The organism is Serratia sp. H402Y (assembly GCF_051172415.1).
Taxonomy (GTDB): Bacteria; Pseudomonadota; Gammaproteobacteria; order Enterobacterales; family Enterobacteriaceae; genus Serratia; species Serratia ureilytica.
Map to the genome: position 1 here is coordinate 2,656,259 of NZ_JBPIYZ010000001.1, position 15,439 is coordinate 2,671,697.

Sequence of the window (15,439 nt, forward strand, 5' to 3'; positions counted from 1 at the left end):
CTCAGTGCATTACGGTGTCGGCATGCCGACGCCCTCACCTTGCTTAAACGTTGTCGTCGTCCATCGGCTCAGCCGCGTCGTCGCCATCGTCCAGCGGCGTAGTGTCTTCTTCCACCGCTTCCGCGCCCGGTTCCAGGCTGTCCAGCTCTTCGTCTTCCACCGGCTCGGCCACGCGCTGCAGACCGACGACGTTTTCGTCTTCCGCCGTACGGATCAGCGTCACGCCCTGGGTGTTACGACCGACCACGCTGACTTCCGAAACGCGGGTACGCACCAGCGTGCCGGCATCGGTGATCATCATGATCTGGTCGCTGGTTTCCACCTGCACGGCGCCGACCACCTGGCCATTACGCTCGCTCACCTTGATGGAGATAACCCCCTGGGTGGCGCGTGACTTGGTCGGGTACTCGGTGACTGCAGTACGTTTACCGAAGCCGTTTTGCGTGACGGTCAGAATGTCGCCCTCGCCGCGCGGCACGATCAGCGAAATCACGCTGTCGCCTTCGCCGAGGTTGATGCCACGCACGCCGGTCGCGGTGCGGCCCATCGAACGCACCTGCGTTTCCGGGAAGCGCACCACTTTACCGTTGGCGGAGAACAGCATCACTTCGTTGGTGCCATCGGTCAGATCGACGCCGATCAGCTCGTCGCCCTCGTTGAGGTTGACGGCGATAATGCCGGCGCTGCGCGGACGGCTGAACTCGGTCAGCGCGGTTTTCTTCACGGTACCGCTGGCGGTGGCCATGAACACGTGACGCCCTTCTTCATACTCGCGCACCGGCAGAATGGCGGTGATACGCTCATCGGCTTCCAGCGGCAACAGGTTGACGATTGGGCGGCCGCGCGCGCCACGGCTGGCTTCAGGCAGTTGATACACCTTCATCCAGTACAGGCGGCCACGGCTGGAGAAGCACAGGATCGTATCGTGGGTGTTGGCCACCAGCAGGCGATCGATAAAGTCTTCTTCTTTAATGCGCGCGGCGGACTTGCCTTTGCCGCCGCGGCGCTGAGCTTCATAGTCGGACAGCGGCTGATACTTCACGTAGCCCTGGTGAGACAGGGTCACCACAACATCTTCCTGGTTGATCAGGTCTTCGATGTTGATGTCGGAAGTATTGGCGGTGATCTCGGTGCGACGACCGTCGTTGTACAGCTCTTTGACCGCCACCAGCTCTTCGCGGATCACTTCCATCAGACGCTCTGGGCTTTCCAGAATAAAGATCAGTTCGGCGATGAAGTTGAGCAGCTCTTTATATTCGTCCAGCAGCTTTTCGTGCTCCAGGCCGGTCAGTTTCTGCAGACGCAGATCCAGAATCGCCTGAGCCTGCTGCTCGGTCAGGTAGTACTTGCCGTCGCGGATGCCGAACTCCGGCTCCAGCCACTCAGGGCGAGCGGCGTCGTCACCGGCGCGTTCCAGCATGGCGCTGACGTTGCCCAGATCCCACGGCTGAGCCACCAGTGCGACTTTCGCTTCCGCCGGCGTCGGCGCACGGCGAATCAGCTCGATGATCGGATCGATGTTAGCCAACGCGATAGCCAGCGCTTCCAGGATATGGGCGCGGTCACGGGCCTTGCGCAGTTCGAAGATGGTGCGGCGGGTGACCACTTCGCGGCGGTGGCGCACGAAGGCTTCGAGGATATCTTTCAGGTTCAGCAGCTTAGGCTGCCCCTGATGCAGCGCGACCATGTTGATGCCGAAGGTGACCTGCAGCTGCGTCAGCGCATACAGGTTGTTCAGCACCACTTCGCCGACCGCGTCGCGTTTGACTTCGATCACGATGCGCATGCCGTCTTTATCGGACTCGTCACGCAGCGCGCTGATGCCTTCTACGCGTTTTTCTTTCACCAGCTCGGCGATCTTTTCGATCAGACGCGCCTTGTTCACCTGATACGGGATCTCGTGAACGATGATGGTTTCGCGGCCGGTTTTGGCGTCGGCTTCCACTTCCGCGCGCGCGCGCAGGTAGACTTTGCCGCGCCCGGTGCGGTAGGCCTCTTCAATGCCGCGACGGCCGTTGATGATCGCCGCCGTCGGGAAGTCCGGCCCCGGGATGTGTTCCATCAGCCCTTCGATGCTGATGTTTTCATCATCGATATAGGCCAGGCAGCCGTTGACGACTTCAGCCAGGTTGTGCGGCGGAATATTGGTGGCCATGCCCACGGCGATGCCCGACGAGCCGTTTACCAGCAGGTTCGGGATCTTGGTCGGCATAACGGCCGGGATCTGCTCGGTGCCATCATAGTTAGGCACGAAGTCGACGGTTTCTTTTTCCAGATCCGCCAACAGTTCGTGAGCAATCTTGGACATGCGCACTTCGGTATAACGCATCGCCGCGGCGGAGTCGCCGTCGACGGAACCGAAGTTACCCTGACCGTCCACCAGCATGTAGCGCAGTGAAAACGGCTGAGCCATACGCACGATAGTGTCGTAAACCGCGCTGTCACCGTGCGGGTGATATTTACCGATCACGTCCCCGACGACACGGGCCGATTTCTTGTATGGTTTATTCCAGTCGTTACCCAATACACTCATCGCGTAAAGAACGCGGCGGTGAACCGGCTTCAGTCCATCACGAACATCTGGCAGCGCACGTCCGACAATAACGGACATCGCGTAGTCCAGATACGAGTTTTTCAACTCGTCTTCGATGTTTACCGGTGTGATTTCTCTGGCAAGGTCGCTCATGGAGCTGCTATCCCTCTACTAATGATTCATCTGCCCGCTGCCATAGTGGCAAAGGTGTAAAACTATATCACAAAGCACGCTTTACGGGAAAATAACCGCCGCTGTTTCACGGAAATTGTACAGATTAGTGCGCTAAAAACGCATCGACGCAGACGATGCCGCGCCGGAACATGTATAATCCGCACAACGAGAACAAGGAGCCAGACAAGCCCATGAACGCAGAATCATCCAGCCGAGTGCAAAACGTTGACCACCAGGAAATCGCCAAGTTCGAGGCCGTCGCCTCCCGCTGGTGGGATCTGGAAGGCGAGTTCAAACCGCTGCACCGCATCAACCCGCTGCGCCTGAACTACATCATGCAGCGCGCCGGCGGCATTTTTGACAAGCAGGTGCTCGACGTGGGCTGCGGCGGCGGCATTCTGGCGGAAAGCATGGCGCGCGAAGGCGCCGAAGTGACCGGTCTGGACATGGGCGGGGAGCCGCTGCAGGTCGCCCGGCTGCACGCGCTGGAAAGCGGCGTGAACGTGACTTACGTGCAGGAGACGGTGGAAAGCCACGCTCAGGCCAACCCCCAGCGCTACGACGTGGTCACCTGCATGGAAATGCTGGAGCACGTGCCCGATCCGGCCTCAGTGGTGCGCGCCTGCGCCCAACTGGTGAAACCGGGCGGCCACGTGTTCTTTTCCACCATCAACCGCAACACCAAAGCCTGGCTGATGGCGGTGATCGGCGCGGAGTACGTGCTGAAGATGGTGCCGCAGGGCACCCACGATCATAAGAAGTTTATTCGCCCTTCCGAACTGATCGGCTGGGTCGACGGCACGCCGCTGCGCGAAAAGCACATGATCGGCCTGCATTACAACCCGATCACCGATCATTTCAAGCTTGGGCGCAACGTTGACGTGAACTACATGGTGCACACCCAGCACGAAGGCTGAGCGCTGTAAACCGCGCCGGCCCTGCGTTATCGGGGTTCGGCGCCAACGTGGTGTTAGGAAAAATACCTAATTTCCGCGACTTCGATCAAAATCGTGGTTGTAGACAGTTTTTTAGAATATTAAATCAGATCAATATGCCGTTTTTTTCTAACGTTTAATAAAACGCCAAACGATCGGTTTTTTCAGTTTTTCAGTAAAATCTGATCTCGCTTATTGACAAGCTTGTCGCGCCAGTCACGGCGCGCACTGCGAACGGCAAGTTACATTTCACCCCCAAGTTATCCACAAATCAGGCCGGTTTTGTTCACTTGCAAACGCCGTTTTTTCTCACTATCTTGTTACCTCACCGACATACAACCCCTATATATAGTGTTTACATACTGAGCAGAGCGACTACACTTCTGCTTAGGGGCACCATACGGACAGGTAAAACACCACATGAACCAAAGTCTGCTTGTAACTAAACGCGATGGCCGTAAAGAGCGCATCAACCTCGACAAAATCCACCGGGTCATCGATTGGGCCGCAGAAGGATTGCACAACGTCTCGGTTTCTCAAGTAGAGTTGCGTTCCCACATTCAGTTTTATGACGGCATCAAAACCGCCGACATTCACGAAACCATCATCAAAGCCGCTGCCGATCTGATCTCCCGCGATGCGCCGGACTATCAGTACCTGGCCGCTCGCCTGGCGATCTTCCACCTGCGTAAAAAGGCTTACGGCCAGTTCGAACCGCCGAAGCTGCACGCTCACGTGACCCGCATGGTCGAGATGGGCAAATACGATAAACATCTGCTGGAAGACTACAGCGCTGAAGAGTTCGAGCAGATGGACTCCTTTATCGATCACTGGCGCGACATGAACTTCTCTTATGCCGCCGTCAAGCAGCTGGAAGGCAAGTATCTGGTGCAGAACCGCGTCAGCGGCGAGATCTACGAAAGCGCCCAGTTCCTGTACATGCTGGTGTCCGCGTGCCTGTTCTCCAACTACCCGCGTGAAACTCGTCTGGATTACGTCAAACGTTTCTACGACGCGATTTCCACCTTCAAGATTTCGCTGCCTACGCCGATCATGTCCGGCGTGCGCACCCCAACCCGCCAGTTCAGCTCCTGCGTGCTGATCGAGTGCGGCGACAGCCTGGACTCCATCAACGCCACCTCCAGCGCCATTGTGAAATACGTTTCGCAACGCGCCGGCATCGGCATCAACGCCGGCCGCATCCGCGCGCTGGGCAGCCCGATCCGTGGCGGTGAAGCCTTCCATACCGGCTGCATCCCGTTCTACAAACACTTCCAGACCGCCGTCAAATCCTGCTCGCAGGGCGGCGTGCGCGGTGGCGCGGCAACGCTGTTCTACCCGATGTGGCACCTGGAAGTGGAAAGCCTGCTGGTGCTGAAAAACAACCGCGGCGTTGAAGGCAACCGCGTGCGCCACATGGACTACGGCGTGCAGTTGAACCGCCTGATGTACCAGCGCCTGATCAAGGGCGAAGACATCACTCTGTTCAGCCCGTCCGACGTGCCGGGGCTGTATGACGCGTTCTTCGCCGATCAGGACGAATTCGAGCGCCTGTACACCCAGTACGAGAAAGACGACAGCATTCGCCAGAAGCGCGTGAAAGCGGTTGAGCTGTTCTCGCTGATGATGCAAGAACGCGCCTCTACCGGCCGTATCTACATCCAGAACGTCGACCACTGCAACACCCACAGCCCGTTCGATCCGCAGATCGCGCCGGTGCGCCAGTCCAACCTGTGTCTGGAAATCGCCCTGCCGACCAAGCCGCTGGAAGACGTCAACGACGAAAACGGCGAGATCGCGCTGTGCACCCTGTCCGCCTTCAACCTGGGCGCGATCGACAGCCTGGACGATCTGGAAGAGCTGGCGACCCTGGCGGTGCGTTCGCTGGACGCCCTGCTGGATTATCAGGATTATCCGATCAAGGCCGCGCACCGTGGCGCAATGGGTCGCCGCACCCTGGGCATCGGCGTCATCAACTTCGCCTATTATCTGGCGAAGAACGGCGTGCGCTACTCCGACGGCAGCGCCAACAACCTGACCCACAAGACGTTCGAAGCCATTCAGTACTACCTGCTGAAAGCCTCCAACCGTCTGGCGCAGGAACAAGGCGCTTGCCCGTGGTTCAACGAAACCACCTATTCGCAGGGCATCCTGCCGATCGACACCTACAAGAAAGACCTGGATGCGATCTGCAGCGAGCCGCTGCACTACGACTGGGAAACCCTGCGTAAAGAGATCCAGGAAACCGGTCTGCGCAACTCGACGCTGTCCGCCCTGATGCCGTCGGAAACCTCTTCGCAGATTTCCAACGCCACCAACGGCATCGAGCCGCCGCGCGGCCACATCAGCATCAAGGCGTCGAAAGACGGCATCCTGCGCCAGGTGGTGCCGGAGTATGAGCGTCTGAAAGACAACTACGAGCTGCTGTGGGAAATGCCGAGCAACGACGGCTATCTGCAGCTGGTGGGGCTGATGCAGAAATTCATCGACCAGTCGATTTCGGCCAACACCAACTACGATCCGACCCGCTTCCCGGGCGGCAAGGTGCCGATGAAGCAGCTGTTGAAAGACCTGCTCACCACCTACAAGTTCGGCGTGAAAACGCTGTACTACCAAAACACCCGCGACGGTGCGGAAGACGCCCAGGAAGATTTGCAGCCTGCCAAGGCCGGCGATGACGACTGCGAAAGCGGCGCCTGCAAGATCTAAAGTTTGACCTAGCGGGCCGGAATTTTCCGGCCCCTTCATTTAGCCACGTTACGATGGATTCAGGCTTATGGCTTACACCACTTTTTCTCAGACCAAAAACGACCAGCTGCAAGAGCCGATGTTCTTCGGCCAGTCGGTAAACGTTGCGCGTTTCGACCAGCAAAAGCATGAAATCTTCGAAAAACTGATCGAAAAACAGCTCTCCTTCTTCTGGCGCCCGGAAGAGGTTGACGTTTCCCGCGATCGCATCGATTACCAGGCGCTGCCGGAGCATGAGAAGCACATCTTCATCAGCAACCTGAAGTATCAGACCCTGCTGGACTCCATCCAGGGCCGCAGCCCGAACGTCGCCCTGCTGCCGCTGATCTCGATCCCTGAGCTGGAAACCTGGGTGGAAACCTGGTCGTTCTCCGAGACTATCCACTCCCGTTCCTACACCCACATCATCCGCAACATCGTCAACGATCCGGCGCTGGTGTTCGACGACATCGTCACCAACGAAGAGATCAAGAAGCGCGCGAAAGACATTTCCGGCTATTACGACGATCTGATCGAGATGACCAGCTACTATCACCTGCTGGGTGAAGGCACCCACCAGGTGAACGGTAAAACCGTCACCGTCAATCTGCGTGCGCTGAAGAAGCAGCTGTACCTGTGCCTGATGAGCGTGAACGCGCTGGAAGCGATCCGCTTCTACGTCAGCTTTGCCTGCTCCTTCGCTTTCGCCGAGCGCGAATTGATGGAAGGCAACGCCAAAATCATCAAACTGATCGCCCGCGACGAAGCGCTGCACCTGACCGGCACCCAGCACATGCTGAACCTGATGCGTTCCGGCGCCGACGATCCTGAAATGGCGGAGATCGCCGAGGAATGTCAGCAGCAGTGCTACGATCTGTTCGTGCTGGCCGCCCAGCAGGAGAAAGAGTGGGCGGAATACCTGTTCCGCGACGGCTCGATGATTGGCCTGAACAAAGACATCCTGTGCCAGTATGTGGAGTACATCACCAATATCCGCATGCAGGCGGTCGGCCTCGGTCTGCCGTTCGAAACCCGCTCCAACCCGATCCCGTGGATCAATGCCTGGTTGGTGTCCGACAACGTGCAGGTAGCGCCGCAGGAAGTGGAAGTGAGCTCTTACCTGGTTGGCCAGATCGACTCGGAGATCAACGCCGACGACCTGAGCGACTTCGAACTGTAAGCGATGGCGACGCCTACCGTAACGCTGCGCGCCGCCGGCACGCAGCTCTCTTGCCCTAACAGTGAAAACTGCCTGCTCGACGTGCTGGAACTGCACGATGTGCAGGTAGAGTACCAATGCCGCTCCGGCTATTGCGGCGCCTGCCGTCTGAAGCTGGTGAAAGGCGAAGTGGCCTACCGCCAACAGCCGCTGGCGTTTATCAACGCCGGTGAAATCCTGCCCTGCTGCTGCATGCCGCTGACGGATATCGAGCTGGAAATGTAAAGTCGGGTGCCGGAAACCGCGCCTGGAGACCAGAAGGCGGGGTTGCCCCCGCCCTAGGATTACCGCTTCACCTCACACGCCAACCTGATCAGGATAGTGATATTTTCCTGGTAGATTTTCAGCTCGCACAGCGAGTCTCTTATCATCCAGATAAATAACAAAACCGTAATACATACAACGGTTAGCGAGTGAAACACATGCCTTAAGCGCATGCTTGCCTCCTTGCTGTGAAGGGGCTACCATACCGGTGTCTAGGCGGTATGTGCAGCCCCATTCTGATTGAGAGTCAGTCTGGGGCTTTCATCTATCCGCCTTGTCACACAATGCCCAAGACGAACAGTCTCAAGCACCCGTCAAGAGAGTAACAGCATTCCCTCACCGCGAATATCCCCTATAAGATTATGATTAATCAGGGATATATAACTATCCTCAAAGTATTTCCCTTAGCGCCCCTTTCCCGCCGATGTGGAAAAATAACGCGCCGGGGAATCGCCGAAGGCTTTACGAAACATGGCGATAAAATTGCTCGGCGAGGCATACCCCAGCGCCTCCGCAATCTGCAGCACCGTTTCGCCTTCGGCCAGCTTCGCCAACGCATATGACAACCGAGCCTGCTGACGCCACTGGGCAAAACTCAACCCCGTCTCGCCGATCATCAGCCGCCGCAGGGTACGCGGCGACATCGCCCCCCATTCAGCCCACGCCTCCAGTGAACGTTCGCTCCCCGGTTGCGCCAGCAAGGCCTGCAGAACGCCGGCCAGGCGCGGATGAGACGACATCGGTAAATACAGCGGCTCCGTCGGCGCCAGCCGTATCTCGTCACGCATCACCTGCGCCATACGCTCCTGCTCCAGGGTAAGTGCGCTGCGTTTGTCCCAACCTTCCGCACGCTGAGCCAGCGCCTGTAGCACTGCGCTGATGCCGATAACGCAAGGTGTATTCGACAGATCGTGGCAGGCCTCCGGCGCCAGCAGTAAACTCCAGCCGCTCAGCGCGCCGCAAACCTGCACCCGGTGCTCCGTCGCCGGCGGGATCCAACCCGCCCGCTGAGGCGGCAGCACCCAATCACCCTGCGCCGTGCTTACATGCAGCAAACCGCTTTCAACGCACAGCAACTGCCCGCGCACATGCTGATGCCAGTCGTATTCGCGCGTGCCCAACCGATACTCCCGGCCTGCCGCGTCACGGCCGCCAAGGGCGATCAACCAGGGGCCCGCCGACCATTCGCTGCAGTCAGCGTCGGGGGCGTGAAGGTTCGCATTCATATTGGCCACTAATCACTATTTTTAGTCCAGATACCGTTATACCAACCTTTTCCTGCACCGACATAATGAAATGCTTCCGGCCGCGACCGTCTGCGGCCACTGACTCACGAGGGAACATGATGACAACACTCAGCATTGGCATTATCGGTGCAGGGCCCGGCGGCCTGTGTCTGGCTCAGGGACTGCGCCGCTTTGGCATCCACGCCACGGTGTTTGAACGCGACACCACACCGCAAGCACGCGATCAGGGCTACCGGCTGCGCATCGATCCGTCGGGCCAGCAGGCGCTGGCCGCCTGCCTGCCGCCGGCGCACTACCGCTTGCTCTGCGCCGGCAGCGCGCAAAACAGCGGCGAGAGTAATCTATGGGATCCGCAGCTTGCCCCGCTCACCGGCCGGCGCCCCGAGCACTGGTTGCCCTCCAGCCAGCGCCAAACGCAAGAACCGAGCGGCGATCTCGGCATCCATCGCCAAACGCTGCGCGAGATCCTGCTTGCCGGCCTGCAAGACCGGGTGCGTTTCGGCCATACCTTGCGTGAATTTGCACAAACGCCGCAGGGTGTGGAGCTTCAGTTCGCCAACGGCGAACACGTGCGGGTCGATGTGCTGATCGCCGCCGACGGCGTCAACTCGCTGGTGCGGCGGCGCTGCCTGCCCGAGGCTGGGCCAGAAGACAGCGGTGCGGTCACCCTCTACGGCAAAACGCCGCTCGATGCGGCGACCCGGGCCCAATTGGCCCCTGAACTGCTGAACGGCGTATCGGTGATCTTCGCCGACGGCGTGTCGCTGGTGGTTGAACCGATGCGCTTTCAGGCCCCCATGGCGCAACTGGCGGCCGACTACGCGCCCGATTGCCGCCTCTCGCCGGTCGACGACTATCTCTATTGGGCCTGTATCGGATCGGCTGAACGTCTCGGCGGAGCCCCGGGACTGGAGGAGAACACCGCGTTGCAGGCGCGCGTACGGCATATCTCGCAAGGATGGGCGCCCGCCTTGCAAACGGCGTTAGCGCTGGCGGATCCCCTGTCGCTCAGCGTGCGGACGGTGCAGGTTACGGCGACGATGCCGGAATGGCACAGCGAACGCATCGCCTTTCTCGGCGACGCCGTGCACGCCATGAGCCCGGCAGGTGGGCTCGGCGCCAACACCGCGCTGGTAGACGCCGCCAGCCTGGCGGCGCATCTGGCGCACTCAGACAGCGCCGCGCAGGCGCTCAGGAACTACGGTACAGAGCTGCAAACGCGAGGCGCGGCGGCAATACGTCTTTCACGCCTGGCGTCCGAACGGCTACAACAAAACAGTGAGGCAGACAACTCAGCACCATGAGCGTCACTCGATAATTTCCACCACCTCCAGCCAGGCGTTTTTACCGCACGCCTGGCCCCCATTCAGCCAACGGCGCAGCATATCCAGCGCCAGCATCGCCACCGACTCCTGCCGCAGCCGCAGCCCGTGGCGCGACGCGCGATAACGCACGGTCTGGCCAATCCCGCCGCGCGGCGTGTGCAGCGCAATGCTCACCTGCTCATCGCGCATGGCGCTGACCGCCAACGCCAACGGGGCGCCGGTCAATTCCGCCAGCGAGCGGGCGCGCGCCAGCGTCGTTTCCAGCGTTTCGATGCAGTGGGCCGGCAGCAGCTCTCCCCCCGCCAGCGGCGCGCCTTCGCTCTGCAGCTGCAGGTTGATCAAGCCGCCGCTGAATTGCTCGCTCAACGCCAGCTTCAGCCCTTGCTGATTCAGGCGCTGCGTCAGCGTCGCCGGCAACCCGACGGTGCCTTCGAAGATGCAGTTGTCCCCCGCTACCTCGCGCACGCGTCGCCAGGCCAGCTCCATCTCCGCGCGCCGGCTTTCCGGCCCGGTCAGCTTCAGCTCAATGATCGGGCTGGACGAGCGGTAACCCAGCACCACGTCCGGCGGCAGCGGCAGGCTGTCCAGTTCGGCGGCCAGATCGCTCTCGGAGGTACCGAACGTCGTCAGGCGCAGGCACAGCGGCGGCGCCGGCAAAGTGAAGCGCTGGCGCAGACGCGGCACGATCTGCTGTTCGACCATAACTTTGAATTCCGAAGGCACGCCGGGGGTGAAGAACATCAGGCATTGGTTCAGCTGCAACGCGAAACCGCAGGCGGTGCCCACCGGGTTATCCAGCATTTCCGCATTGGCCGGGATCTGCGCCTGCTTTCGATTCGAAGGTGCCATCGGCCGCCCGCGCTCGGCGAAATAGGCTTCCATACGCGCCAGCCAGTCAGCCCGTTCAATCAGCTCTACGCCGCAGGCTTTCGCGGCGGCCAGCGCGCTCAAATCGTCGCTGGTCGGCCCCAGGCCGCCGTTGACGATCAGCACATCGGCGATATGGCTGCGTTCCTGCAGGATCTCGATCAAAGCAGAGAGGCTGTCCCCTACCGTTTCCCGCCCACTCATCGGCACGCCCTGCTGGAACAGGTAGTCCGCCAGCCAGGCGGCGTTGGTATCAATAATTTGCCCGTGCAGCACCTCATCGCCGGTGCTGAGCATCTCCACCCTTAACATTGATCTCTCCCACATTTTTTGGTCATTCCACTATAGAAGCCCGTAAATAACTTTTCACTAGCCGCCGTCGGATTATTTCCGCCATCGCGTCGTTCATCATGCGCCATGCCGCCCGCAATGTTGTAAACTTTAATTTACAATGCGCGTAACGCCGGTTTGACACAAGTTAGGGCTTCCACTATCCTGCCATCCTCATAAATCGTTACCTATAATTTTCAAAATCTTTCGGCTGGTAGAGAAAAAACGTGAAGAATCGCACTCTTGGCAGTGTTTTTATCGTGGCGGGCACCACCATTGGCGCCGGGATGCTGGCGATGCCGCTGGCGGCGGCCGGCGTCGGTTTCGGCGTCACGCTGGCCTTACTGGTCGGGCTGTGGCTGTTGATGTGTTACACCGCGCTGTTACTGGTGGAGGTTTACCAGCATGAGCAGGCGGATACCGGTCTGGGCACGCTCGCCAAACGTTATCTCGGCGGCGGCGGCCAGTGGCTGACCAGCTTTAGCATGATGTTCCTGATGTATGCCCTCACCGCCGCCTACATTAGCGGCGCCGGCGAACTGCTCGCCACCAGCATCAGCCAATGGACATCACAGGACTTCCCGGTGTCGCTCGGCGTCCTGCTGTTCACCCTGGTGGCCGGCGGCGTGGTGTGCATCGGCACCCACTCGGTCGACTTGTTCAACCGCATCCTGTTCAGCGCGAAAGTGGTGTTTCTGGTGGTGATGCTCGGCCTGATGTTGCCGAATATCCACCAGACCAATCTGATGACGTTGCCGCTGGAGCAAGGCCTGGCGTTATCGGCCATTCCGGTGATCTTCACCTCATTCGGCTTCCACGGCAGCGTGCCGAGCATCGTCAACTACATGGGCGGCAACATTCGCAAACTGCGTTGGGTGTTCATCATCGGCAGCGCCATCCCGCTGATCGCCTATATCTTCTGGCAGCTGGCGACGTTGGGCAGTATCAGCTCCGACACCTTCGTCGGCATTCTGGCGCAGCAGGCCGGGCTGAATGGCCTGTTGCAGGCGGTGCGTGATGCAGTAGCTTCGCCGCACGTTGAACTGGCGGTGCACCTGTTCGCCGATCTGGCGCTGGCGACCTCGTTCCTCGGCGTTGCGCTTGGGCTGTTCGATTTCCTGGCCGACCTGTTCAAGCGGCAAGATAACGTGCGTGGCCGCCTGCAAACCGGCGCCATCACCTTCTTGCCGCCGCTGGCCTTCGCGCTGTTTTATCCGCGTGGTTTCGTGCTGGCGTTGGGTTTCGCCGCCATCGCCCTGTCGGTGCTGGCGCTGCTGCTGCCTTCGCTGCTGGTGTGGAAAACTCGCCAAAAGCATCAGGCGCAGTACCGCGTCTGGGGCGGCACCCCTGCGCTGGCGCTGGTGTTTGTCTGTGGGGTAACGGTGATCGCCATCCAACTGGGCATCGCCAGCGGCATGCTGCCGGCGGTCGGGTAAGCGACGAAAGACAAGGAATGATAAAGAGAAAGGGGCCGCAATGGCCCCTTTTTGCTGAGCGTCAGAAGCTCAGACCGACACCGACATAAGGGCCATCGGCCAGGGTGTTGTCGCGACGCCCGTCTTTGCCTTCCATCTGCATGTAACGGTAGCCCACGTCCACGCTCAGCGGACGGAACTTCCAGCGCAGGCCGCCGCTGGCTTCGTTATAGGCCTTCACGCCGCTGGTGAAAGACTCAGGGGCAAAGTAACCTTCGCCGTGCAAGCTGAAGTAGCGGTTAATTTCCCACTCCAGGCCGCCGCCCAGCGCCACCGCCCCGCCGCTTTTCCCGTCTTTCGGGCTGAGGTACAGCGCTTTGGCGCCCACGGTCGCCGTCAACGGCCCCAGCGGCACGCCGAAGTTCAACCCCACGCTGCCGACGTTGCCGTCATGGTCGCTGCGCGCCCAGTTGCCGGTCAGGCCCAGACCTGAAGAGCCGGTGCTCATGCCAACGCCCAGGTTGGTGTAGTGTTGCCCGGCTTCGCCCGACACGCTGATGGCGTTCGCCGCGCCGGTCACAAACAGCAATCCTGCCGCGCACGCGACCCAAGTCTTTTTCATCATCTTTCCCTCTGGTTTGTCATCCGTACCGAATGATCGAATCAACGCAAAATAATAACGTCATGAGTCTATACCAAAGCGCAATGAGTATTTAAGGGATAAAAGCGAAAAAATTCTTCAATAATCAAATAAATGTAAAAATTTGCAAACAAAAATCCATATTCGTCAAGGCGATGCCAACGATAACCGAGACCTATTTGCCGTCGCTCGGCAATAGGGCTACAACTAGTAGTGGCTTTGACCAAGGTCAGGGGAAGAAGCCCCGCCAAAGGACTATGCTGATGAACGCTTAAACCGCCCGAGTCTTTACTTAACTGCACTACGATAAGGAGCAAGTGATGAGCAAGAAAGGACTGACCACCGCAGCCGGCGCCCCGGTTGTCGATAACAATAACGTGATCACCGCGGGCAAACGCGGCCCGATGCTGTTGCAGGACGTGTGGTTCCTGGAAAAACTGGCCCACTTCGACCGCGAGGTCATCCCCGAGCGCCGCATGCACGCCAAAGGATCCGGCGCCTACGGCACCTTTACCGTCACCCATGACATCACCCGCTACACGCGCGCCAAGATCTTCTCCGAAATCGGTAAGCAGACCGACATGTTTATCCGCTTCTCCACCGTCGCCGGTGAGCGCGGCGCGGCCGACGCCGAACGCGACATTCGCGGTTTCGCCATGAAGTTCTATACCGAAGAAGGCAACTGGGATTTGGTGGGCAACGATACGCCGGTGTTCTATCTGCGCGATCCGCTGAAATTCCCCGATCTCAATCACGTGGTGAAACGCGATCCGCATACCAACCTGCGTAATCCGGTGTACAAGTGGGATTTCTTCTCTCACCTGCCGGAATCGCTGCACCAGCTGACCATCGACTTCAGCGATCGCGGCATTCCCAAGTCCTACCGCCACATGCACGGTTTCGGCAGCCACACCTTCAGCTTTATCAATGCCGCCAACGAGCGCTTCTGGGTGAAATTCCACTTCCGCTGCGAACAAGGCATTGAAAACCTGATGGATGAAGAAGCGGAAGCGATCATCGCCAAGGATCGCGAAAGCTCACAGCGCGATTTGTTCGATGCGATCAAACGCGGCGACTTCCCGCGCTGGAAACTGCAGATCCAGATCATGCCGGAACACGAAGCCTCGCAGACGCCGTATAACCCGTTCGATCTGACCAAGGTCTGGCCGCACGGCGACTACCCGCTGATCGACGTCGGCTTTTTCGAGCTGAACCGCAACCCCGACAACTACTTCTCCGAGGTTGAGCAGGTGGCGATGAACCCCGCTAACGTGGTGCCGGGCATCAGTTTCTCGCCGGATAAAATGCTGCAGGGCCGCCTGTTCTCCTATGGCGATGCGCACCGCTACCGCCTGGGCGTCAACCACCACCAGATCCCGGTGAACGGCGCCAAATGCCCGTTCCACAATTATCATCGCGACGGCGCGATGCGCGTGGACGGCAACAGCGGCAACGGCGCAACCTACGAACCGAACAGCTTTGGCCTGTTCCAAGAGCAGCCGGACTTCAGCGAACCGCCGCTGAGCATTGAAGGCGCGGCCGACCACTGGAATCATCGTGAAGACGACGATTACTACAGCCAGCCGCGCGCGCTGTTCAACCTGCTGAGCGCCGAAGAGCACCAGCGCATGTTCACCCGCATCGCCGGCGAACTGTCGCAGGTGCCGGAACACATCCAGCGCCGTCAGGTCGAGCTGTTCACCAAGGTGCACCCGGACTACGGCGCCGGCGTCGCCAAGGCGTTGGGACTGAAATAACCCGCC

Annotated in this window: 12 protein-coding genes; 7 read left to right on the forward strand and 5 right to left on the reverse strand. The window is 59.6% G+C overall.

Annotated elements, in window-relative coordinates:
• Window positions 1-43: 43 nt before the first annotated feature.
• The gene (gene gyrA, locus ACSBQS_RS12830) at window positions 44-2,686 is read right to left on the reverse strand and encodes a DNA topoisomerase (ATP-hydrolyzing) subunit A (protein WP_033643840.1); all 2,643 of its coding nucleotides are present in this window, start codon (window positions 2,684-2,686) and stop codon (window positions 44-46) included.
• A gap of 212 nt (window positions 2,687-2,898) precedes the next feature.
• Between gyrA and ubiG the strand changes: the two genes are divergently transcribed.
• The 4 genes from ubiG to yfaE all read left to right on the forward strand — a co-directional run bounded on the left by ubiG (window position 2,899) and on the right by yfaE (window position 7,813).
• Window positions 2,899-3,624, forward strand: a complete 726-nt coding sequence (gene ubiG, locus ACSBQS_RS12835) for a bifunctional 2-polyprenyl-6-hydroxyphenol methylase/3-demethylubiquinol 3-O-methyltransferase UbiG (protein ID WP_033644327.1) — start codon at window positions 2,899-2,901, stop codon at window positions 3,622-3,624.
• 438 nt (window positions 3,625-4,062) lie between these two features.
• A complete protein-coding gene (nrdA, locus tag ACSBQS_RS12840; RefSeq protein ID WP_033632525.1) occupies window positions 4,063-6,351 on the forward strand; it encodes a class 1a ribonucleoside-diphosphate reductase subunit alpha in 2,289 nt (762 codons plus the stop codon).
• A 67-nt stretch (window positions 6,352-6,418) separates the two neighbouring features.
• Window positions 6,419-7,549, forward strand: a complete 1,131-nt coding sequence (nrdB, locus tag ACSBQS_RS12845) for a class Ia ribonucleoside-diphosphate reductase subunit beta (protein WP_019453694.1) — start codon at window positions 6,419-6,421, stop codon at window positions 7,547-7,549.
• A gap of 3 nt (window positions 7,550-7,552) precedes the next feature.
• The gene (yfaE, locus tag ACSBQS_RS12850; RefSeq protein WP_015378558.1) at window positions 7,553-7,813 is read left to right on the forward strand and encodes a class I ribonucleotide reductase maintenance protein YfaE; all 261 of its coding nucleotides are present in this window, start codon (window positions 7,553-7,555) and stop codon (window positions 7,811-7,813) included.
• A 59-nt stretch (window positions 7,814-7,872) separates the two neighbouring features.
• Here yfaE and ACSBQS_RS12855 read toward each other — a convergent pair whose 3' ends face one another.
• Both ACSBQS_RS12855 and ACSBQS_RS12860 read right to left on the reverse strand, forming a co-directional pair.
• A complete protein-coding gene (locus tag ACSBQS_RS12855; protein WP_004935921.1) occupies window positions 7,873-8,025 on the reverse strand; it encodes a Hok/Gef family protein in 153 nt (50 codons plus the stop codon).
• A 231-nt stretch (window positions 8,026-8,256) separates the two neighbouring features.
• Window positions 8,257-9,078, reverse strand: a complete 822-nt coding sequence (locus tag ACSBQS_RS12860) for an AraC family transcriptional regulator (protein ID WP_163965842.1) — start codon at window positions 9,076-9,078, stop codon at window positions 8,257-8,259.
• A gap of 116 nt (window positions 9,079-9,194) precedes the next feature.
• On the opposite strand from ACSBQS_RS12860, the gene ACSBQS_RS12865 reads away from it, so the two are divergent.
• A complete protein-coding gene (locus ACSBQS_RS12865; RefSeq protein WP_239058498.1) occupies window positions 9,195-10,403 on the forward strand; it encodes an FAD-dependent oxidoreductase in 1,209 nt (402 codons plus the stop codon).
• Between the two features lie 3 nt (window positions 10,404-10,406).
• Here the strand turns inward: ACSBQS_RS12865 and ACSBQS_RS12870 are convergent, their stop codons facing one another.
• Window positions 10,407-11,603, reverse strand: a complete 1,197-nt coding sequence (locus ACSBQS_RS12870) for a nicotinamide mononucleotide deamidase-related protein YfaY (RefSeq protein WP_033651929.1) — start codon at window positions 11,601-11,603, stop codon at window positions 10,407-10,409.
• A gap of 245 nt (window positions 11,604-11,848) precedes the next feature.
• Between ACSBQS_RS12870 and tyrP the strand changes: the two genes are divergently transcribed.
• The gene (tyrP, locus tag ACSBQS_RS12875; protein WP_004935940.1) at window positions 11,849-13,057 is read left to right on the forward strand and encodes a tyrosine transporter TyrP; all 1,209 of its coding nucleotides are present in this window, start codon (window positions 11,849-11,851) and stop codon (window positions 13,055-13,057) included.
• A gap of 61 nt (window positions 13,058-13,118) precedes the next feature.
• On the opposite strand, the gene ACSBQS_RS12880 is transcribed toward tyrP, so the two are convergent.
• Window positions 13,119-13,658 (reverse strand): YfaZ family outer membrane protein, encoded by a 540-nt coding sequence (locus tag ACSBQS_RS12880; protein WP_033643844.1) that lies wholly within the window; start codon window positions 13,656-13,658, stop codon window positions 13,119-13,121.
• Between the two features lie 338 nt (window positions 13,659-13,996).
• On the opposite strand from ACSBQS_RS12880, the gene katA reads away from it, so the two are divergent.
• Window positions 13,997-15,433, forward strand: a complete 1,437-nt coding sequence (katA, locus tag ACSBQS_RS12885; protein WP_033651930.1) for a catalase KatA — start codon at window positions 13,997-13,999, stop codon at window positions 15,431-15,433.
• Window positions 15,434-15,439 lie beyond the last annotated feature (6 nt).